This window comes from Streptomyces sp. NPDC048106, assembly GCF_040706415.1.
Classification (GTDB): Bacteria; Actinomycetota; Actinomycetes; order Streptomycetales; family Streptomycetaceae; genus Streptomyces.
The window spans coordinates 111,428-131,559 of the sequence record NZ_JBEZND010000018.1 but is presented as its reverse complement, the minus strand read 5'-3'; the positions used below and the strand labels follow the sequence as shown (position 1 = coordinate 131,559).

At 69.7% G+C, this 20,132-nt stretch carries 17 protein-coding genes and 1 pseudogene; 11 read left to right on the top strand and 7 right to left on the bottom strand.

The window, feature by feature from the left end:
* Nucleotides 1–285: 285 nt before the first annotated feature.
* Nucleotides 286–1,740: an AMP-binding protein gene (locus AB0927_RS20135; protein WP_366668989.1), complete on the top strand. Its 1,455-nt coding sequence runs from the start codon at nt 286–288 to the stop codon at nt 1,738–1,740.
* Nucleotides 1,741–1,942: 202 nt separating this feature from the next.
* Nucleotides 1,943–3,391: an MFS transporter gene (locus tag AB0927_RS20130; RefSeq protein WP_366668988.1), complete on the top strand. Its 1,449-nt coding sequence runs from the start codon at nt 1,943–1,945 to the stop codon at nt 3,389–3,391.
* Between the two features lie 260 nt (nt 3,392–3,651).
* On the opposite strand, the pseudogene AB0927_RS20125 reads toward AB0927_RS20130, so the two are convergent.
* Nucleotides 3,652–5,061: pseudogene (locus AB0927_RS20125) on the bottom strand (MDR family MFS transporter); the annotation flags it as partial.
* A 465-nt stretch (nt 5,062–5,526) separates the two neighbouring features.
* Between AB0927_RS20125 and AB0927_RS20120 the strand changes: the two are divergent.
* A complete protein-coding gene (locus AB0927_RS20120; RefSeq protein WP_366668987.1) occupies nt 5,527–6,300 on the top strand; it encodes an SDR family NAD(P)-dependent oxidoreductase in 774 nt (257 codons plus the stop codon).
* 92 nt (nt 6,301–6,392) lie between these two features.
* Here the strand turns inward: AB0927_RS20120 and AB0927_RS20115 are convergent, their stop codons facing one another.
* The gene (locus AB0927_RS20115; RefSeq protein WP_366668986.1) at nt 6,393–6,728 is read right to left on the bottom strand and encodes a hypothetical protein; all 336 of its coding nucleotides are present in this window, start codon (nt 6,726–6,728) and stop codon (nt 6,393–6,395) included.
* 75 nt (nt 6,729–6,803) lie between these two features.
* Nucleotides 6,804–7,778 (bottom strand): lipoyl synthase, encoded by a 975-nt coding sequence (gene lipA / locus AB0927_RS20110; protein WP_366668985.1) that lies wholly within the window; start codon nt 7,776–7,778, stop codon nt 6,804–6,806.
* A 310-nt stretch (nt 7,779–8,088) separates the two neighbouring features.
* Between lipA and AB0927_RS20105 the strand changes: the two genes are divergently transcribed.
* The 8 genes from AB0927_RS20105 (at nt 8,089) to AB0927_RS20070 (ending at nt 15,419) form a co-directional block, all read left to right on the top strand.
* Nucleotides 8,089–9,489, top strand: coding sequence for an aromatic ring-hydroxylating dioxygenase subunit alpha (locus AB0927_RS20105; protein WP_366668984.1), 1,401 nt, complete (start codon nt 8,089–8,091; stop codon nt 9,487–9,489).
* Nucleotides 9,490–9,529: 40 nt separating this feature from the next.
* Nucleotides 9,530–9,859, top strand: a complete 330-nt coding sequence (locus tag AB0927_RS20100; protein WP_366668983.1) for a 2Fe-2S iron-sulfur cluster-binding protein — start codon at nt 9,530–9,532, stop codon at nt 9,857–9,859.
* Between the two features lie 47 nt (nt 9,860–9,906).
* Nucleotides 9,907–10,908: a thiamine pyrophosphate-dependent dehydrogenase E1 component subunit alpha gene (locus AB0927_RS20095; RefSeq protein ID WP_366668982.1), complete on the top strand. Its 1,002-nt coding sequence runs from the start codon at nt 9,907–9,909 to the stop codon at nt 10,906–10,908.
* Nucleotides 10,905–11,930, top strand: a complete 1,026-nt coding sequence (locus AB0927_RS20090) for a transketolase C-terminal domain-containing protein (RefSeq protein ID WP_366668981.1) — start codon at nt 10,905–10,907, stop codon at nt 11,928–11,930. The genes AB0927_RS20095 and AB0927_RS20090 overlap by 4 nt, the downstream gene beginning before the upstream one ends.
* A 42-nt stretch (nt 11,931–11,972) precedes the next feature.
* Complete coding sequence (locus AB0927_RS20085) at nt 11,973–12,686, top strand: hypothetical protein (RefSeq protein ID WP_366668980.1); 714 nt, start codon at nt 11,973–11,975, stop codon at nt 12,684–12,686.
* A gap of 85 nt (nt 12,687–12,771) precedes the next feature.
* Complete coding sequence (locus AB0927_RS20080; protein WP_366668979.1) at nt 12,772–13,002, top strand: biotin/lipoyl-containing protein; 231 nt, start codon at nt 12,772–12,774, stop codon at nt 13,000–13,002.
* A gap of 18 nt (nt 13,003–13,020) precedes the next feature.
* Nucleotides 13,021–13,806, top strand: a complete 786-nt coding sequence (locus tag AB0927_RS20075) for a 2-oxo acid dehydrogenase subunit E2 (RefSeq protein ID WP_366668978.1) — start codon at nt 13,021–13,023, stop codon at nt 13,804–13,806.
* Between the two features lie 17 nt (nt 13,807–13,823).
* Entirely contained in the window at nt 13,824–15,419 is a 1,596-nt protein-coding gene (locus AB0927_RS20070; RefSeq protein WP_366668977.1) for an FAD-binding protein, read from the top strand.
* A gap of 212 nt (nt 15,420–15,631) precedes the next feature.
* Here AB0927_RS20070 and AB0927_RS20065 read toward each other — a convergent pair whose 3' ends face one another.
* The 4 genes from AB0927_RS20065 to AB0927_RS20050 all read right to left on the bottom strand — a co-directional run bounded on the left by AB0927_RS20065 (nt 15,632) and on the right by AB0927_RS20050 (nt 19,898).
* Nucleotides 15,632–16,261, bottom strand: coding sequence for a helix-turn-helix domain-containing protein (locus AB0927_RS20065; RefSeq protein ID WP_366668976.1), 630 nt, complete (start codon nt 16,259–16,261; stop codon nt 15,632–15,634).
* A gap of 91 nt (nt 16,262–16,352) precedes the next feature.
* Nucleotides 16,353–17,837 carry an aldehyde dehydrogenase family protein gene (locus tag AB0927_RS20060; RefSeq protein ID WP_366668975.1) on the bottom strand — a complete coding sequence of 495 codons (1,485 nt, stop codon included), beginning with the start codon at nt 17,835–17,837 and terminating at the stop codon, nt 16,353–16,355.
* Nucleotides 17,834–18,274, bottom strand: a complete 441-nt coding sequence (locus AB0927_RS20055; RefSeq protein ID WP_366668974.1) for a carboxymuconolactone decarboxylase family protein — start codon at nt 18,272–18,274, stop codon at nt 17,834–17,836. Before AB0927_RS20055 ends, AB0927_RS20060 begins: the two co-directional genes overlap by 4 nt.
* A gap of 19 nt (nt 18,275–18,293) precedes the next feature.
* Nucleotides 18,294–19,898 carry a GMC family oxidoreductase N-terminal domain-containing protein gene (locus AB0927_RS20050; RefSeq protein ID WP_366668973.1) on the bottom strand — a complete coding sequence of 535 codons (1,605 nt, stop codon included), beginning with the start codon at nt 19,896–19,898 and terminating at the stop codon, nt 18,294–18,296.
* Nucleotides 19,899–20,132: the final 234 nt, after the last annotated feature.

The following is a 20,132-nucleotide window of genomic DNA, read 5'->3' as shown; positions in this document are numbered from 1 at the left end:
ACCTCCGGGCCCGCAGACGGCCCACTGGCCCCTTGCTCGAACCCTCGGCGGCGAGGCGGGCCGTCGGAACGGCTGCACAGGCCTTGACAGCCCGGCGGACGCACCACAGCATCAGGACGTCGACCGAGTGTCGGCCAGGACAGGCGCTCCGGGTCATGCCGGGTGTGGGCGCCGACGTCCCCTCCTCTCCTTGCCTTTTCTGCCGTGTCCGTGCCCGTGTTCCGCCGGACGCCACAGCCGGAGAGTTCATCCCTCATGCCATGTGCAAAGTCGCGGAGGCCGTGAATGGCGGATCCCATCAGCTACAGTCAGCGAGTTTCCCAACTGGCGCGTGAGCGCCCGGACGAAGTGGCTGCTGTCTTCTGGCAGTTGGACGACTCGGATGCGACGTTCACGTGGAGCCGACTGCACCAGCGCTCCAGCCAGGTGGCCGGCGCACTGCGCGACCGCGGCCTGGGCTTGGGGGACCGGCTCGCCGTCGCGCTGCGCAACTCACCGGAGTTCGTGCTCAGCGTATTGGCAGCCTGGAAGCTGGGCGCCGTCCCCGTCCCGATGCGGTGGGACCTGCCGGAGTGGGAACTGGAGCGGGTGCGTGAGGTCATCGACCCCACGATGCACTTGGAAGAGTCCGACCTCCCCTGGCTGCGGGACACGGCTGACGACCCGGTGCCCGAACTCCCCGATGCCGTCTCCCCTCAGCGGTCAGGGATCTGCAGCAGTGGTTCCACCGGCACGCCGAAGGTCATCATGACCGAGCGGCCCGCCCTCTTCACGGGTGTCACCCCGCCCTTCGCGACGCTGTGGGGGCCCGTACCGACCCCGGAGACGATCCTCGTCCCCGCGCCGATGTACCACACCAACGGATTCGCTCCCCTCACCCAACTACTGGGCGGTGACAGGCTCATCGTCATGCAGAAGTTCTCGGCAGCGGCCGTCGTGGACCTCATCGAACGCCACCGCGTCTCGCACGTCACCGCCACGCCGACCATGCTGCAGCGCATCGCGGATCTGCCCGGCGTCGACCAGCGCGACCTGTCGAGCATCCAGTGGGTCCGGCAGGGCGCGGCGTCCATGCCGCCGAGCCTGGTGCGGCGCTGGATCGACCTCATCGGCGCGGAACGGCTCGTCATGGCGTACGGCATGACCGAGGGCTTCGGCCTCTGCGCCCTGCGCGGCGACGAGTGGCTGGAGCACGAGGGAAGCGTGGGACGGGGCGCCCGCGGCACCGAGGTGCGCATCCTCGACGAGAGCGGCGCCGAGCTGCCGCCCGGAGAGATCGGCACGGTGTACCTGCGGACTCCGGGGGGCGCAAGCTACAGCTACCGGGGCAAGGCGAAGCCCGCGAGCGCCACCGAGGACGGCTTCCACACCGGCGGAGACATCGGCTACCTCGACCGGGACGGCTACCTCTTCCTGAAGGACCGCGCCGTCGACATGATCGTTTCCGGCGGGGCCAACGTGTTCCCGGCCGAGGTGGAGGCCGCGCTGATCGACCACGCCCAGGTCGCCGACGTGGTCGTCATCGGCCTGCGGGATCCCGAGTGGGGGCGCCGCGTCCACGCCGTGGTCGAGCCGGTCGACCAGGCGGATCCGCCCACCGCGCAGGAGCTCATCGCCTACGCCAAGAGCCGTCTGGCCGCCTACAAGGTGCCCAAGACCGTGGAGTTGGTGGAGTCCATGCCGCGCAGCGCGGCGACGAAGGTCAACCGGGGCGCCATGGTGGCGTCCCGCGGCGGCTGAGTCGGCCGGTGGACACGTCAGAGGCCCGGCGGACATCCGAACGTCCGCCGGGCCTCCGGGCTGACCGCGCCATGACACAGCCCCCAGAACTTCCATCATGTTAAAACCATTGACGCATCGAGGGTGTCACTCGAAGGTGATTGCTGCAGGTTCGCCCATCACCTCGAGAGGCGGCTCCATGCCCCCGTACTCCGAAACACCCGTGAGTTCCGACGGGGTGCACGTCCGGACGAACGCCGTGGTCGCCGTCCTGGCCCTAGCCGGGATCGTGGTCTCGCTGATGCAGACTCTGATCATCCCCATCGTTTCGAAGCTTCCCGAACTGTTGGACGCTCCGGCGTCCGACACAGCCTGGGCCATCACCGCGACACTGCTCGCCGCCGCCGTCGCCACGCCCGTCGTCGGCCGGCTCGGCGACATGTTCGGCAAGCGGCGGACGCTGGTCGGCAGTCTCGGCATGCTGGTCATCGGCTCCTTGATCTGCGCGCTGAGCGACAGCCTGACGCCCGTGATCATCGGACGGGTCCTGCAGGGCCTCGCCAACGCCGTCATTCCGCTGGGACTCAGCCTCATGCGTGACGAGTTGTCCGCCGAGTGCCTGCCGGGCGCCATGGCCGTGCTGGTCTCCTCCCTGGGCATCGGCGGCGCGCTGGGGATGCCCGCCGCCGCGTGGATCGCCGACACGTTCGACTGGCACATGCTGTTCTGGGTCTCGGCCGTGCTGGGTGCCATGGTGCTGGTCCTGGTCCCCCTGTGCGTCCCCGAGTCGCCCCTGCGCGGCGACGGCCGGTTCGACATGCCCGGCGCGCTCGGCATGGCGGTCGGTCTGGTCTGCCTGCTGCTGGCGATCTCCAAGGGTGGCGACTGGGGCTGGGCGAGCGGCACCACGCTGGGCCTGCTCGCAGCGGGCGTGATCGTGCTGTTGCTGTGGGGCGTGTGGGAGCTGCGGACCCCGCAACCGCTGCTGGACCTGCGCACCTCGGCCCGTCGTCAGGTGCTGCTCACCAACCTCGCCTCGACCGCGGTCGGCTTCGCCATGCTGGCGTCCTCTCTGATCCTCCCCCAGCTCATCACCATGCCGAAGGCGACCGGTTACGGCCTCGGCGGCACGTTGTTCCTCGCCGGCCTTGTCATCGCGCCCTCCGGCGTGGTGATGATCGCCATCGCCCCGGTGTCCGCGGCCATCACCAAGTCGAAGGGGCCGAAGGTCACTCTGATGATGGGCGCGGCGATCATCGCCTGCGCCTACCTGCTCAACCTGATGCTGATGTCGGAAATCTGGCACCTGGTGCTCGTCTCCGCACTCACCGGCGCGGGCACCGGATTCGCCTACGGCTCCATGCCCGCCCTGATCATGGGGGCGGTCCCCGCGGGCGAGACCGGTGCGGCGAACGGCCTCAACACCCTGATGCGGTCCATCGGCACCTCCTGCGCCAGCGCGGTCTCCGGCGTGATCATCGCTCAGATGACCGTCGCACGCGGGGGTCGCGCCGTCCCTACCGAGGACGCCTTCCGCGTGGTCATGGTCAGCGCCGCCGTCGCTGCGTTGGCAGCCGTTTTCCTGGCCTTCTTCCTGCCCAGCCCGCGGCTCTCGGCCGCCCCGGCCACAGCGGCGGCGCCCGCCGTCGGCGACACCGCAGCGGCGGGTTGAGTCAGGTCGCCATGGACCTGCTCCCGGCCCCGTTCGCCCTGGCTACGTCGTCCTCGCTCGCGGCGGGGCGCCCGGTCCGGGGCGGTTTCCGGGTGCCCGGCCCGCCTGGTCGGATGTCCTCGTCAGACGTCGATGTCCGCACCGCTGTCCCTCTGGGCCTCCTCCTCCCAGCTCCGGCCCTCGCGCCGGGCGCCGGACATCGGCGGACGGATGCGGCCCTTACGGGGCCTTGCCGCAAGGGCGAGGCAGAGGGCGAGCACGACGAGGGCACAGGGCGCGGCACACAAGAAGATGTCAGCGATCCCCTGTCCGTAGGCCTCCTGTACGAGGGTCCGCAGGGAGGCGGGCAGCTCCGCGAGCGAGGGGATGGAGCCGGGCCCGTCCCCGCCCGCCTCGGTACCGCGCAGACGTCCCGCGACGCTGTGGGCCAGCACCGCTCCCAGGACGGCTGTGCCGAACGTACCGCCCAACGAGCGGAAGAAGTTCACCGACGAACTGGCGACTCCCAGGTCGGCGGGAGAGGCGTGGTTCTGCACCGTGAGCACGAGGTTCTGGGTCAGCATCCCGTTGCCCAGCCCAAGCAGGACCATGGAGCCGGCGACCAGTGCGTACGGCGTGTCGTACCCGATGTCGCCGAGCGCGACGAGGCCGGCGCTGGACAGCGACCCGCCGGACACCAGCCACATCTTCCAGCGCCCCGTCCTGCTGATGATCCGGCCGGAGGTGATGGATGCGCACGCCTGGGCCGCGATCATGGGAATGGTCATGACTCCGGCCATGATCGGGGACTGAGCGCGCGCGAGCTGGAAGTACTGGCTGAAGTAGATGGTCGCGGAGTAGAGGGGAACGCCCGCGAGCAGGGCGGCGCAGGAGGCGAGCACGATGGTGCGCTCACGGAACAGGCGGAGCGGGATGATGGGTTGTTCCGCCCTACTCTCCACGACGAGGAACATGATGAGGAGCACGGCCCCGCCGCCGACCATGAGCGCGGTCTGCACGGAGCCCCACGGGAAGACGTCGCCCGCGAACGTCACCCACACCAGCAGCAGGCAGGAGGCCGCCGTGATCAGGAAGGCGCCTCCCCAGTCCGGCTTCACCGGGCCGCCGCTGCCGGGCAGATGCAGGGTGCGCTGAAGAACCGCCAGGGAGAGCAGTGCGAAGGGGACGCCGATATAGAAGACCGCCCGCCAGCCCAGCCAGCCGGTGACAATGCCGCCGATCAGCGGCCCGGACACCATGGCCGTGGCGAAAGTCGCGCCGATGTAGCCGGTGTAGCGGCCCCGCCGCTCCTTCGGCACCATCGCCGCGACGACGATCTGCGCCAGCGACGTCATGCCTCCCATACCGATGCCCTGCACCGCACGGCAGGCGATCAGCATCGTGGAGTCGACCGACAGTCCCGCCACCACGGAGCCGGTGAGGAAGATGCTCAAAGCCGCCTGGACCAGCACCTTCTGCGAGAACAGGTCGGCGAGTTTTCCCCACAGCGGTACGGACGCCGTCATCGTCAGCAGAGAGGCCGTCACGACCCAGGTGTACGCCCCCTGGCCGCCGCCCAGGCTGCCGATGATGCGCGGCAGGGCGTTGGAGACGACGGTGGAGGACAGGGCGGCGACGTACAGCCCGAGCAGCAAGCCCACCAGCGCGCGCACGATCTGTGGGTGTGTCATCTCCGTCCCCTGGACGGCCGACGGGTTCTCGTGCTGCTCGGATGGTGGCATAACAATCCTCTCCTCGTGCCCAAGGACGCGGAAACCTCGCGCCGGACCTCGTCGCCCGGTGTGAGCCGGCCGTCGACCGCCGCCCAGTTGCCGCCCTCCCGAGGAGCCGGCGATGACGACGGACACGGCAACGGCTGCGGTGACGGGCCCGTCGATCTCCCATCGTCACCGTCCGGAGCAAGGAGCGGGGCCGGACTTACCGCTCGATGCGGAGTCAGTGAACCACGGAACAAATATTTGGTCTATGGTCTCAGGTGGCGATGGAGCTCCCCGCGGCCGGTGGACCTCCGACCCACGCCTCTCCCCCTCTGCCCTTCCCTTCTTCTTCCTCCCTCCGGGACGCGTTCCCGGCTCCACTCAAAACACGGAGCACCTACCGGTGACCGTGACCCGGCATATCGAAAGGATCACCTCGTGTCCCCCACCTTCACCACCGGGCTCCAGGACCGTTCCGTCATCGTCACGGGCGCCGGATCCGGCATCGGCCGCGCCGCAGCGCTGCTCTTCGCCTCCGAGGGCGCCAGGGTGCTGGCCGCGGACATCGACGCCGCCGGTGCGAAAGGCGTCACCCAGGAGATCAAGGAGCAGGGCGGCGACGCCACCGCCGTCATCGGAGACCTGAGCGACCCCCTGGTCATAGCGGACGTGGTGACCACCGCGGAACGGGAGTTCGGCAGAATCGACGTCCTGGTCAACAACGCCGGGATCATGGACCGCATGTCCGCCGCGGGAGAGACGGAGGACGCGGAGTGGGAACGCGTTCTGCGGATCAACCTGACCGCGCCGTTCCTTCTCACCCGGGCCGTCCTGCCCCACATGCTCGGTGCGGGCCGCGGGGTCATCGTCAACACGGCGTCCGAGGCGTCGCTGCGTGGCAGCGCGGCGGGCGCGGCCTACACCGCGTCGAAGCACGGGATGGCCGGCCTGACGAAGTCGGTCGCCGTGATGTACCGCGACAGAGGCATCCGGTGCAACGCCATCGCGCCCGGTGGCACCGCCACCGGCATCCGGCTCGACCTCGCCCCCGACGCGTCCGGCCCGAAGGTGCTCCGCTCCTACGCGCACAACATCGGCCGCAGTTCCCAGGCCAGCGAGCAGGCCTCGGCCATCGTGTTTCTTGCCTCCGACGCGGCGAGCAACATCAGCGGCGTCATCCTCCCTGTGGACAACGGTTGGGCGGCCGTCTGACGCGGGTCGGCCGCTGGCACCACCAGCAGGCAGGCCACGGCCGACGGGCCCGCGGAGAGGTTCTGCGGGCCCGTCGGACAGGTGAAGTTCTCTCAGGAGCCCTTGTGCTCCGGAACATGTGCGGCGGTCAACCGGAGCAGCCGCAGCTCCGGGGCCGGTTCCAGCTGGAGGGCCCCGCTCATGCGCAGGCCGCCCGAGCGGGCGGCCTCCTTCATGCGCTCGACCGCCTTCTCGAGGTCGGGCGCCTCCATGAAGTACAGGGCGACATAGGGTCCGTCCTCTCCCACCGGCGCGTAACGCCGCCCCTCGGTGAAGCCGGGCAGCGCGCAGACCTCCGGCAGGTGGACCTCGTCGTACCAGGCGTTGTACTCGTCCTCCACGTCGGCGGACGCGGGTCGGCTGGCGACGTAGAGAATGCCGCGGGGCATGCTGACTCCTTTGCGGAGAGTGTTGTTCGGTGCGGAGCCGTGGCTGTCAAGGGACGCCACGGATGCGATCGGGCTTCAGCCCGCCGCCTCGTCGCGTTCCCGGGCCGCCGTCGCCTGTGCGTACAGCCGCCCGGCTCGGTAGGAGGAGCGGACCAGGGGACCGGACAGGACGCCGGAGAACCCCAGTTCCTCCGCCTCCTCGCCCAGTTCGGTGAACTCCTCGGGCCTGAGCCACCGTTCCACGGGGTGATGGCGCGGAGTGGGCCGGAGGTACTGGGTGACGGTGAGCAGCTCGCAGCCCGCCTCCCGGAGGTCGCGCAGGGTCTGGCTGACCTCCTCGCGCCTCTCGCCGAGACCGAGGATCAGGTTCGACTTGGTCAGCAGGCCTGCCTCGGCGGCCCGGGTGAGGACCTTCAGGGAGCGGTCGTAGCGGAATGCCGGCCGCAGGCGCCGGAACAACCGGGGCACCGTCTCCAGGTTGTGGGCCAGGACCTCGGGGGCGGCGGCGAAGACCTCGTCGAGCTGCTCGGGACGGCCGCCGAAGTCCGGTACGAGGTTCTCCACAGTCGTGCCGGGGTTGAGTTCGTGAATGGCACGGACCGTCTCCGCGTACAGCCAAGCGCCGCCGTCGGGGAGGTCGTCGCGGGCGACGCCGGTGATCGTGGCGTGGCGCAGGGCCATCGCGCGCACCGACTCCGCGACGCGCCGGGGCTCACCGCGGTCCAGGGGCTGGGGCCGGCCTGTGTCGATCAGGCAGAAGTCGCAGCGCCGCGTGCACTGTTCTCCGCCGATGAGGAAGGTGGCCTCGCGGTCCTCCCAGCATTCGTAGATGTTGGGGCACCCCGCCTCCTGGCAGACCGTGTGCAGCTCCTTCTCCCCCACCAGCGTGTGCAGTTCACGATAGGCGGGGCCCTGGTGCGCCCGGTTGCGCATCCACGGTGGGACGGGACCGGAGGGCGCGGCGGCGTTCCGCACCTCGAGCCTCAGCAACCTGCGGTCACCGGGGGCGACGGACGGCGCAGGTGAGGGGGGCAAGGGCTCCGAGGACATGTGCTCCCCATCCGTTGAGGGCTCGTGGGGCCCCCGAACCGGAGCGGCGGATGACCGGGCCTGCTCTCCCGCGGGGCGAGGCCAGTGAAGCATGAAACAAAAGTTAGATCTAGATCTGGAACCACACTTCTCCCCGGGCAGCGCCGCCCGCGATCAAGGTCCATGCAAACGACCATAAACCTCTCGGAAGCACCGTCTTTGTCGAGCACGAACTGCCCGCCGGATGCGTTGACACCCGCCAGCCCCTTGACTACGTTTCCGGACCTAACAGATGCTCCGATCCGTCAGAGTCGACACTTAGGGAGTGGACGTGGCCACGAGCACAGGACAGAAGGGCCCGGCGACTCAGGAGCCGCTCCTCTTCACCACAGAGATGACGCCTGATCCGGCGACACAGTCGGTTCCGCACCGGATGACCGACGACGTGCACATCCCCGCGGAGCGCTACTACTCCGAGGACTTCGCGGCGCTGGAGGCCAACAAGCTGTGGCTGAGGACCTGGCAATGGGCCGCGCGCGTCGAGGACGTCCCACACGTCGGTGACTACATCGTCTACGACGTCGCCGACGAGACGGCCATGGTCGTGCGCACCGACGCGGACACCATCAAGGTGTTCCACAACGTCTGCCCGCACCGGGCCACCAAGCTGGCCGACGGCTGCGGCACCTTCCGCGGCGGCCAGATCGTCTGCCCGTTCCACGGCTGGCGCTGGAAGCTCAACGGCGAGATGAGCTACCTCTACGGCAGGCACGCCTTCGACCAGGAAGCCGTGGCGGACAGCGTGGTCGGTCTCAAGGAGATCCGCTCCGAGATCCGGTACGGGTTCGTCTGGATCACCTTCGACGACGACGCGGTGCCGTTCGACGAGTTCATCGCCCCCATCGACAAGAACATCGCGCCGCTCGCCATCGAGCGGATGCGGATGCGCTGGTGGAAGTACCAGATCGTGCCCGCCAACTGGAAGGTGGCGCTGGAGGCTTTCATGGAGGGCTACCACGTCATGCAGGCTCACCCCGAGATCGCCATGTTCCGCACCGGCGACGACTACAACCCGGACTCGTACAAGTTCCGTTACCTCGGCAACGGACACACCATGACCGCGAGCCATACGCCGCCCCCCGGCGAGAAGCGCAAGCCGGCGATGACCGGCATGGACTTCGGCGAGTGGTTCCTGGAGCACAACCGCGTCATGTTCGAGGGCACCGACTCCTACACCACGATCCGCGAGGAGATGGTCGCCGACCGGATCCGCCACCGGGACCTGGAGGACGACCAGATCGTTCCCAGCTTCGTCCAGGAGTTCCGCGCCTACTGCAAGGACGCGGGCATCGAACTGCCCCCACCCGACCCCGACGCCGCCGGCTTCGCCTACGTCTTCCCGAACATGGTCTTCCTCGGCACCAGCGGCAACCTCCTCTTCTACCGGGTGCGACCGCACGAGGGCGACCCGAACCAGTGCCGGTACGAGGTCTTCGCCCTGCAGATCCCGACCCCCGACAACGCCGACCTCCCGCCGGTGAGGCCGCAGGGCCCGCTGAAGACCTCGGACTGGCCCTTCGTCCTCCGCCAGGACATCGAGAACGTGGAGCGCCAGCAGGCCGGCTACCGCAGCCCGCGCTTCCAGCGGGCCACCATGTCCGTCAAGTACGAGACGATGATCTTCGGGATGCACAACGAGATCGACCGTTACCTGGCCGATGAACAGCCCTGAGCACCGGTGGCGGCGAGCCGCGCCGGGCACGGAACACCGGATGACGGTGGAACCCTCCGGTACCTGGGTCACCGTTCGCTCCGGCGAGACGCTGATCGACGCCGCGTGGCGCGAAGGGTACGAATGGCCCACGCTCTGCTACGGCCTCGGTCAGTGTGTCGCCTGCCGGTGCGAGGTCGTCGACGGCCTGGAGCACCTCTCGCCGCACACCGAGGCCGAGACGGCGATGCTCGGTGATCTCGGCCGACGGGTCCGGCGCGCCGACCCCCTGCGGGTCCGGTTGGCTTGTCAGGCCGAGATCTCGGGCGACGTCGTCATCCGCAAGCCCGGTGTCAGACCCGTAGCCAACGACACCGCCGACACCTCGTGACGGAGCCGGCCCCTTCCGTCGCCCATGAACAGAGAACGGACACCACCGTGACCACAGCACCCCCGGCTGCCACCGCCAAGGTGGCGCCCGAGATCCTCCGCGAGATCTACGCCGTCGCGGCCAAGGCCGCCAGGTACGACGACAGGTTCCGCTCCCTCAAGCAGAGCGGCAAGGCGGGCGGTATGTACTACTCCCCCCGAGGCCAGGAGATCATCCCGGCCTCCTTCGCCCCTCTGCTGCGGTCGGACGACCAGGTACTGACCATCTACCGCGGCGTCCACGACCAGATCGCCAAGGGCGTGCCACTGCGTGAACTCACCGCCGAGTTCCTCGGGCGCGCGACCGGCACCTGCAAGGGCAAGGGCGGCCCCATGCACGTGACGCACCCGGACTCCGGGCTCCTCGTGACGACCGGCGTGGTCGGCTCCGGGCTGCCCATCGGCGTCGGGGTCGCCCTGTCCGCCAAGATGCGCGGCACCGACCAGGTCACGGTGGTGAACTTCGGCGACGGCGCCTCCAATATCGGCGCGTTCCACGAGGCGCTCAACCTCGCCTCGGTGTGGAACCTTCCGGTCGTCTTCGTCTGCCAGAACAACCGATGGGCGGAGTACACCAGTTACGCCACAGGCACCTCCGTGGAGCGCATCGCCGACCGGGGCGCCGCCTACTCCATGCGCTCCCTCCACGTCGACGGCAACGATCCGGAGGCGATGTATCCGGCGGCCGAGGCCGCCGTGAACGCCGCCCGCGCCGGCGAGGGCCCCACGCTCATCGAGGCCACCACCTACCGCTTCTTCGGCCACTACTTCGGCGACTCCATGAAGTACATGCCGAAGGAGGAGCTCAAGCAGGCCAAGGACCGCGACCCGGTGGCCCTGCTGCGCAAGCGCCTCATCGACGAGGGGCACGCCGTCCCGGCCGAGGTGGAGGCCATCGAGAGGGAGATCGACGCGGAGATCGAGGACGCCTTCGCGTTCGCCCTCGACTCACCCCAGCCGGACCTCGCGGAACTGCACACGGACGTCTACCGAAATGAGGCTCACCGATGACCACGCAGAGCGCGCCCGCCGCCCGGGCGGCCGCGGCCGAGAATCAGCGAGTCCTCGGCATGTCCCAGGCCCTCGGCGAAGCCCTGGACATCGCGATGGCCCAGGACGAGACGGTCTTCGAACTCGGTGAGGACATCCATGACCCGACCGGCGGCGGGTTCGGCCTGCACCGGGGACTGTCGACGAAGTACGGACTGGAGCGGGTGCGCCCCACTCCGATCTCCGAACAGGCCATCATGGGCGCGGCCATCGGCGCCGCCATGACCGGGATGCGGCCGGTCGCCGAGATCATGCTGATGAACTTTTTGTCGGTCTGCGCCGACCAGCTGGTCAACCACGCCGCCAAGCTGCGCTACATGTCCGGCGGCCAGACCCACGTCCCTCTCGTGGTGCGCACCACCACCGGCGCCGGCGGCGGCTTCGGCGCCCAGCACTCCGACATGCTGGAGGGCCCCCTGGCCCATACTCCGGGCCTGAAGGTCGTCGTCCCGTCCACGGCCGCCGACGCCAAGGGCCTGCTGCTGTCGTCCATCTTCGACGACGACCCGGTGGTCTTCGTGGAGATGAGCCGGCTGTACTACACGGCCAAGGACCACGTCCCCGAGGGTGATCACCGGGTCCCCCTGGGCAAGGCCCGAACGGTGCGCGCCGGCCGCGACGTCACACTGGTCAGCTGGGGCCGGCAGGTCCATGACTGCGCCAAGGTCGCCGACCGGCTGGCGGGCCAGGGCATCGACGCCGAGGTTCTGGACCTGCGCACGCTCACGCCGCTGGACCGCGACGCGATCATGGAGTCCGTGGGCCGCACGAAGCGGGTGGTCATCGTCCACGAGGCGGTCCGGCGGGGCGGGTTCGGCGCGGAACTGGCCGCGGACATCGGCGAGGAGCTCTACGGCGAGCTCTCCGGACCGATCCGCCGGGTGGGTGCCCCGGAGACCCCCGTGCCCTACGCGAGCAACCTCGAAGCGGAGTACATGCCGCATGAGGGCCGGATCGAGGCGGCCGTCACGTCCCTCTTCTGACGCCCTGGCGGGACGACGCGACACGCAGAAGGACGAGTGCGGATGAGCGACGAGATGAGCACGACCGGGGCGGTACCCCCCGACGACACGGCCATGCTTGCGGCCTACGTGGCCTCGGCGGAACGGATCGTGGGGCTGGCCGGCACCCTGGGCGACCGGCTCAAGGAGGTACGCGTCGCTGCGTGCCCGGCCTGGAGCGGACACGATCTGCTGGCCCACGTCACCAGCGTGTGCCGGAGGGTCGCGAGCCCCCGCCCCATCGACGGTGGCGATCACCAGCAGTGGATCGACCGGGAGATCGCCCAGCGCGTGAGGCACTCGACGGCCGAGGTCGCCGAGGAGTTCGCCGACCTGGTGCCTGAACTCGAAGCGGTGATGAGCGGCCGGCCGGCGGGAGCGCTGGTGGTGGACCTGGTCACCCACGAGCACGACCTCCGGGCGGCGCTCGGCGGGACGTTCGTCGACCACTCCCTCGGCCTGCATCAGGCGCTGAGCGCGACCGTCGCCTGGGTCGGCGGCCTCAAGCTCGTGCAGAGCGGTTGTCTGACCTTGTCGGCGCCGTCGGCCAGGGCGGAGTTCGGCGATGCCGGGGCGCCCACCCGGGTGACCTTCCCCGACGACTGGGAGATGTGGCGCACGCTGGCCGTCCGCCGCTCCCGTGAGCAGTTGGAGGGCTATCCGCGCAGCGGAGACCTTCAGCCCTTGCTCGACGTGACCAGCCGCTATCCGCTGCCCGAGCAGCCCCTCTCCGACTGACGGACGAGGACACCCGTACCACCGGCTCGCCGCCCGACGCCTCGGGCGGCGAGCCATCACATCACAGAGACGAGGCAAGCAGGTCATGGCAGTTGAGGTCAGCGTTCCGCAGCTCGGAGTGACCATGGAGAGCGGCGTGCTGGTGGAGTGGCTCGTCGCCGACGGGGCGCAGGTCTCCGAGGGCGAGGTCATCTACCTCCTGGGCACCGACAAGACCGAGACGGAGATCGAGTCGCCGGCGGGCGGCACTATCACCCTGAAGGGCGCCGAGGGCGAGACCTACCCCGTCGGTACCGTCGTCGCCGAGATCGCCTAGAACGGGGGTGCGTTGACGATGAGCACGAGCACCCCCCGCGGCGGGATACGTCAGGCGCGTCCCCCGCAGCCCGGCTCCACCGTGCGTCTGTCCCGGGTGCGGAAGATCATCGCGGCGCGGATGACCGAGTCGCTGCAGGTCTCCGCCCAGTTGACCGCCGTACAGGAGGCCGACGTCACCGCGATCGCGACGCTTCGGAAGCGGGCCAAGGAGAGTTTCCGCGCCAAGGAGGGGGCGTCGCTGACATTCCTGCCCTTCTTCGCGCGGGCCCTGGTGGCGGCGGCCAGGGAGTTCCCCTCCTTCAACGCCTCCATCGACCCGTCGGGCGAGTCGGTGACCTACCACGAGAAGGTCCACCTCGGCGTGGCCGTGGACGGCCCCGGGGGGCTCATGGTGCCCGTGATACGGGACGCCGATGAGCTCACCGTGCCCGAACTCGCCGTCCGCATCGCCGATCTGGCCGCCCGTGTCCGGGACGGGTCCATCAGCATGGACGAATTGAGCGGATCCACCCTCACCCTGACCAACATCGGGAGCGCGGGATCGCTGACCGACACACCGATCCTCAACCAGCCGGAAGTGGCCATCCTGGGCACCGGAGCCGTGACCAGGCGTCCCCGTGTGGTCACCGACGAGGACGGTACGGAGAACCTGGCGATCCGCTCGGTGTGCTCGCTCCCCCTGACCTACGACCACCGGCTGATCGACGGAGCGGACGCGGGCCGTTTCCTCTCCGCGATCGTCCACCAGTTGCGGTCGGCACCCTTCGAGACCGAACTCGCCGGCCATCTCGGCACCGTGTGACAGGAAGCAGGACCCCCATGAGTGCAGTGGAACAGTTCGACGTCGTCGTGGTCGGCGCCGGCATAGCGGGAACGTGCGCCGCGATCGAGGCCGCCGACCACGGGGCGAAAGTACTCCTCCTCGACCTGGGCTGGGGCGGTGGCGCCTCCAGCCTCTCCGGCGGCGTCGTCTACGGCGGAGGGGGCACGGCCCAGCAGCGCGAGGCCGGAGTCGAGGACTCACCGGAGGAGATGTACAAGTACATCAGGCAGGAGGTGGACGGCCTGGTGTCGGACGACACCGTCCGCCGCTTCGCCGAGCAGAGCGCCGGCAACATCCGCTGGCTGGAGTCCAACGGCGCGCGGTTCAGAGGCACACTGTGCACCTACAAGACGTCGTACCCGACCGACGCCCACTACCTGTACTACTCGGGCAACGAGAAGGCGTGGCCGTACAACCAGCACGCCAAGCCCGCGCCCCGCGGACACCGGGTGGTGGCCACCGCGCTCAGCTCCGGCAAGGTCCTGATGGACACCCTGCTGAAGTCGGCCGCGAGCAAGCACGTCGACTTCAGGCCGCAGAGCAAGGTGGACGACCTCATCATCACGAACGGGGCGGTGACCGGTCTGCGCTACCGCACCGCCACCCGGGGCGCGCTCTCCCGCAAGCTGACCGTCTCGCTGTGGCGGCTGGGAGGCAAGCTCGGCAACTGGGCCCCGGCGATCGGCAAGCGGCTCAACGCCTACCTCACCGGACGGTGGGAGCGGAAGGCCCGTCCGGCCGAGGTCCACGCCGGCTCGGTCATCCTGGCGGCGGGCGGCTTCGTCTACAACAAGGAGATGAAGGACCGGTACGCCGTCGGCGCCTACGCCGACACCACTCCGCTCGGCACCATCGGTGACGACGGCACGGGCATCCGGCTCGGAGTGGACGCGGGTGGGACGACGGCGCACATGGAGAAGATGTCGGCCTGGCGCTTCATCTCCCCGCCCAGCGGCTTCATCGAGGGCATCGTGGTGGGCCCACGCGGCACCCGCGTCGCCAACGAGGACCTCTACGGCGCCACCCTGGCCCACCACATGATCACCGACCATGAGGGCAAGGGCTTCCTCATCCTCGACTCACGGCAGTTCGAGAAGGCCAAGTCGCAGGTGAGCACCCAGACCCAGCTCTTCCAGCGGGGGCAGATGACCTACTTCTTCCACAAGGGTGCGAAGAAGGCGTCGTCGGTGCGGGACCTCGCGAAGATGTTCGGTCTGCCCGAGTCCGCCGTGGCCGAGACTGTGGAGGCGTACAACAAGGGCCTCGCCGGTGACGGCGACCCGGCCCACAAGATGCCGGACGTCTCCTCCCCCATCGAGAAGGGGCCGTTCTACGGCATCGACGTGTCGGTGCAGGCGACGAACCCGCTGTACTCCACGCCGTGCCTGACCCTGGGCGGGTTGCGGGTGGACGAGCGCACCGGGCAGGTGCTGACCGAGACGGACTCCGGTGTGCCCGGGCTCTACGCCGCCGGCCGGACGGCCGTGGGCATCTGCACCAACAACTACGTCAGCGGTCTGTCCCTGGCAGACGGTGTCTTCTCCGGACGGCGTGCCGGAGCGGCTTGCGTCGGACGGGATGTAAGGGCCTGAGGTTCCCTCCCCTGCCGTACCGGCGCACGGGCGGGCGCAAAGGAGGCGGCCCCTGCACCGCACGTACCGACGCCCCGCCGTCGAAGGAGGCGTCGGTACGTGCGTCCGCGGAGCGGGTCCGGCGGCGGGAAGGGTGCGCCGCCGGGCCGCCGCGCCGGTCCGGGCACGCTCCTTCGCCTCAGACGGTGCCGTCCCGGGGGGCGCCGAACGCGTCAGGCGGTCCGAGCCACGGTGGCGCCTCGGACCGGGCGCGAGGGGGATGCGCACCCGGCGCCGGCCACGGGGAAGCTCAGCCCCACCGCGGCACGGAACCCCTCGTCCATCAGTCCGGCGAAGGCCTCCATCCCGTCTTCCGGTTCCCAGGCGAGGAACGCCTCCCGCACTACGGCGAGGGCGACGGAGCTGATGATGCGCGCTCGGTAGGGTTCCACGGCCTGTTCGGCCAGCCACTGCCTGATCGCGGTGCCGAAGTGGGTGTTGGCCATGTGGTGAGAGCGCTCCAGTGCGGGGTCTCTGCGGATGAGAAGGCGCCGGGCCCTGACCACCGGGCCCTGGGACAGCACGTAGTCCCGGACCGAGGTGGTCAGCACCGTCCACCCGTCGTCCGTCCGCGGAGCGGATCCGAGCAGCCGCGTCAGGCCCCGTCTCTCCTCGGGATCGGGGTCGAAGACCGCTGCCGCCTTGGAGTCGAAGTAGTTGAAGAAGGTACGCCGGGAGACTCCGGCCGCCTCGGCTATCTCGTCGACGGAGACCCCGGCGAACCCGTGGTCCTCGAACAGATCGAGTGCGGCCCGCCGGATCTCCCTCCAGCGGGCTGTCTTCACGGCGCCTGGTTCCGTCACGCCTTCAGCCTACGGGGAGTGTGCGGGCGGCGAGAACCGTCCCCGCCCCGTCCCCGATCGGGGGGCAAGGCGGGAACGGGGCGGGCGGTGCTCAGCGCTTGGGCATTCCGATGGCCTTCAGCTCCATGTACTCGCGGAAGCCCTCTTCCCCGTTGCGCCGCCCGTTGCCGCTCTGCCCGTAGCCGCCCAGCGGGGTGGAGACGCCGAAGTAGCCGCCGCCGTTGACGCCGACGTTGCCCGCCCGCAGGCGCCGTGCCACCGCGAGTGCCCGCTCGTCGGAGCCGGAGCTGACCTCGCCGGCGAGGCCGTACGGGGTGCCGTTGGCGATGGCGACGGCCTCGTCCTCGCTGTCGTAGGGCAGCACGCACAGGACGGGGCCGAAGACCTCCTCCTGGCCGATGCGCGAGCCGGGGTCGACGTCGGCCAGCACGGTCGGCTCGACGTAGTAGCCCGTACGGTCGATGCGCTTGCCGCCCGTCACGAGCCGGGCGCCGCTCGCGACACCCTCCTCGACCATGGTCAGCACCTTGGTCATCTGGGCCTCGTTGATCTGCGGGCCGTGCAGGGTCGCCGGGTCCCAGGCGTCGCCGACAGGGATCCGCTGGAAGACCTGCTCCAGAATGGCCAGCGACGCGTCGTAGCGGTTGCGCGGCACCAGCAGACGGGTGGAGAGGGTGCAGCCCTGGCCCGAGTGCGAGCACACCGCCGAGGTCCGGGGCAGCACCTTGGTGAGGTCGGCGTCGTCGAGGACGATGTGCGCCGACTTGCCGCCGAGCTCCATGAAGCACCGCTTCACGGTGGCCGCACTGGCGGCGAGCACCCTCTTGCCCGTGGCGGTGGAGCCGGTGAACGTGATCATGTCGACCCGCGGGTCAGTGGTGAGGAGCTCCGAAACGGCCACGGAACCCGTCGTGACGACGTTGAAGACGCCGGGCGGGATGTCCGTCCGCTCGGCGATGATCCGGCCGAGCTCCAGGCCGCTCCAGGGGGTGTCCGGAGCCGGCTTCAGCACCACCGAGTTGCCGGCGGCCAGGGCCGGGACGGACTCCGCCACGTCCAGGTAGAGCGGGTAGTTCCACGGGGTGATGGCACCCACCACGCCCACCGGCTCGTAGTGGACTCGGCGGCCGCTGGGCCTGCCGTTGGAGACGTGGTCGGACCACTCCTGCTCGTACGGGAAGTCCCGGGCCATCTCCGCCCAGTACCGGGCCTCGTCGATCGGCTGCTGGAGCTGTACACCGTCGGTGAGCCTGATCGGACTGCCGGCCTCGGTCACGACCACGCGTCGCAGCCGTTCCCGCTCGGCGGCAAGGGCCTCGTGCAGCTGCATCAGGCAGCGGTGGCGCAGCTGCGGGTCCCTGGCCCACACCCCCTCGTCGAAGGAGCGCCGCGCGGCGGCGACCGCCCGGTCCATGTCCTCGGCGGTGGCATCCGCCGCCTCGCCCGCGGGCCGTTCGGTACTCGGGTCGATCACCTCCATGAGGCCCTTGTCGGCGGCGTCGACCAGCTGACCGTCGATGTACAGCCGGCGGTCCCCGGCGAGCGGTCCGGTATGCGACGGTTCGATGGTGCTCATTCGTCCTCGTCCTTCCGGGTCGATTTCGTGGCGTCCGCGGAGGCCGGGCCCGGCGTGGGGCCGTCGTCCGCGAAGTCGGTGAGCGCACCCTGGACGGCCGCGCTCACCAGGGTCGCCTTGCCCCAGCCGACGTAGTAGGCCAACTGGAGCACCATCTCCTGGAGTTGGTCAGCGTCGAATTCACCGCGGCGCAGCCCTCCCAGGAGCTGTACGCGCAGCAGCTCCGGCCGGCCCAGCGCGGCCGTCGCGCCGACCACGAGCAACCTGCGGTCGCGTACCGACAGGCCGGGCCGTGACCAGACCTCGGCGAACAGGCGCTCCACGGTGGCTTCCAGGAACGGCGGTGCCGATGCGGCGTCCCCGTGGTGGGCGGAGAAGCCGTCGCCGTACACGACGTCCATCCACCGCAGCCCCTCCTGCCAGCGCTCCTCGTGCATGTTCCTCACCCCTGACCGGTCAGCTGTTGTCCTCGCGGATGTACTCAGCGGCACGCCAGGCCGCGGCCATGGCAGGCGCGTTGAGGTTCCCGGAGACCATGGCGGGGAAGACCGAGACGTCCACCACGCGCAGCCCCTCCACTCCGCGCACACGCAGCCGGGGGTCGACGGGGTACTCGTCCGTGGGCCCCATCCCCACGGAGCCGCTGGCGTGGTAGCCGGTACCGCCGTGGAAGAAGCCCGCCCTGAGAATCTCTTCGTCGTCCTCGACCATCCGGCCGGGGATGATCTCGGTGGAGACCAGGTCGGCGATGGGTGACTGCTCCACCAGGGCGCGCATCCTGCGGAACAGGGCGACGGAGGTGTCCCTGTCGTACGCGGTGCTGAAGTAATTGGGCACGATCCGGGGCGGCTTGCGCACGTCGGCGGAGCGGATGTGGACAGAGCCCTCGCTCGTCGGGCGCAGGGTAAAGCCGAGCAGGGAGAAGCCGGGCCGGTTCTCCACCCCATAGCCACCCGCGGCGACCCCCATGGTGTAGGGCGTCAACAGAAACTGCGCGTCGGGACGGTCCAGTTCAGGGCGGGTCTTGGTGAAGGCGAGCATGTCATAGGCGGGAGTGCCGACCGGGCCGCGGCCGGTAAGCATCCAGCGGGCACCACTCAGCCCCTGTCCGGCGCGTGAGGAGAGCAGCCGGTTGTAGCCGATGTTCTTGGCGAGCCGCACCTGGAGCGGGACGCAGCGGTGTTCCCGTACGCCCTCCCCCACGCGGGGGCTGGCGACCCGTACGTCCACCCCGGCGTCCTTGAGTACGTCGGGGGCCCCGATACCGGAAAGCTCCAGCAGCTGGGGGGTGGCGATGGAGCCGCTGCTGAGAATCACCTCTCGGCGTGCGGACACCGTGACGCGTGAGCCGTCGACCAGTGCCTCGACACCACAGGCGCGGTCCCCCTCGAACAGCACACGCGTGACCTGCACGCCGGTGCGCAGGGTGAGCTGCGGGCGCTTGCGGACCGGCCGCAGGAACGCGCGGGCGGCGCTCATCCGTCTACGGCGGTGGATGGTGGCCGGGGCATAACCGATGCGTTCCTCGTCCGAGGAGTTCAGGTCCAGGGTCCGCTCCATCCCGAGCCGGGCGGCCGACTCGATCAACAGTTCGTCGACCGCCTCGGTGTCGGTGCGCACACTCACCGACAGGGGACCGCCGGACCCCCGCAGGCCGGAGGAGCCCAGGGAGTGGTTCTCCATCGCGCGGTAGACACGCAGCATCTGGTCCCATCCCCAGCCCGGGTTGCCCTGGGCCTCCACGCCGTCGAAGTCGGCCCGTGAACCGCGGTTGTACACCATGCCGTTGACGGAGCTGGACCCGCCGACGACCTTGCCACGCAACCAGGTCTCGCTCTGGCCGTACGGTCCGAACGGCTCGGTCCGGTAGTACCAGGCGTAGTCGGGCTTGCCGAGGATGAAGGCCACCCCCTTCGGGATGGCTATGCAGGGGTGCGCATCGGTTCCGCCCGCTTCGAGGAGCAGCACCGAGGTGCCTGGGTCGGCGCTCAGCCGATTGGCCAGCACGCACCCGGACGAGCCCGCCCCTACGACGACGTAGTCGAACTGACGTGTAGCCATGGTCACTCACCGCTTCACGACGAGGGAGGATTGATTTGCACTGAGTGCAATTCCGGGCTGACCATACACGGAGGCGTCGACGCTGTCTGTCCCCTGCGCGCGGCCCGTTGATGACATCTCAGCGATCCGGGCGGGTGTGGGCGGAATAGGCGCACGTGAGGGCCACCCTCCGGCTCCTTTGAGTGGCCGGGGTGCTTGGTGAGGTTCTGCCCGAGGTGCCGATCACCAGGGCCC

Coding starts and splice junctions, on each gene's coding strand:
- AB0927_RS20050 (WP_366668973.1), bottom strand. CDS start 19,898: ATGGCTACACGTCAGTTCGACTACGTCGTCGTAGGGGCGGGCTCGTCC.
- AB0927_RS20100 (WP_366668983.1), top strand. CDS start 9,530: ATGACGGTGGAACCCTCCGGTACCTGGGTCACCGTTCGCTCCGGCGAG.
- AB0927_RS20090 (WP_366668981.1), top strand. CDS start 10,905: ATGACCACGCAGAGCGCGCCCGCCGCCCGGGCGGCCGCGGCCGAGAAT.
- AB0927_RS20070 (WP_366668977.1), top strand. CDS start 13,824: ATGAGTGCAGTGGAACAGTTCGACGTCGTCGTGGTCGGCGCCGGCATA.
- AB0927_RS20135 (WP_366668989.1), top strand. CDS start 286: ATGGCGGATCCCATCAGCTACAGTCAGCGAGTTTCCCAACTGGCGCGT.
- AB0927_RS20115 (WP_366668986.1), bottom strand. CDS start 6,728: ATGCCCCGCGGCATTCTCTACGTCGCCAGCCGACCCGCGTCCGCCGAC.
- AB0927_RS20075 (WP_366668978.1), top strand. CDS start 13,021: ATGAGCACGAGCACCCCCCGCGGCGGGATACGTCAGGCGCGTCCCCCG.
- AB0927_RS20055 (WP_366668974.1), bottom strand. CDS start 18,274: ATGCACGAGGAGCGCTGGCAGGAGGGGCTGCGGTGGATGGACGTCGTG.
- AB0927_RS20080 (WP_366668979.1), top strand. CDS start 12,772: ATGGCAGTTGAGGTCAGCGTTCCGCAGCTCGGAGTGACCATGGAGAGC.
- AB0927_RS20085 (WP_366668980.1), top strand. CDS start 11,973: ATGAGCGACGAGATGAGCACGACCGGGGCGGTACCCCCCGACGACACG.
- AB0927_RS20060 (WP_366668975.1), bottom strand. CDS start 17,837: ATGAGCACCATCGAACCGTCGCATACCGGACCGCTCGCCGGGGACCGC.
- lipA (WP_366668985.1), bottom strand. CDS start 7,778: ATGTCCTCGGAGCCCTTGCCCCCCTCACCTGCGCCGTCCGTCGCCCCC.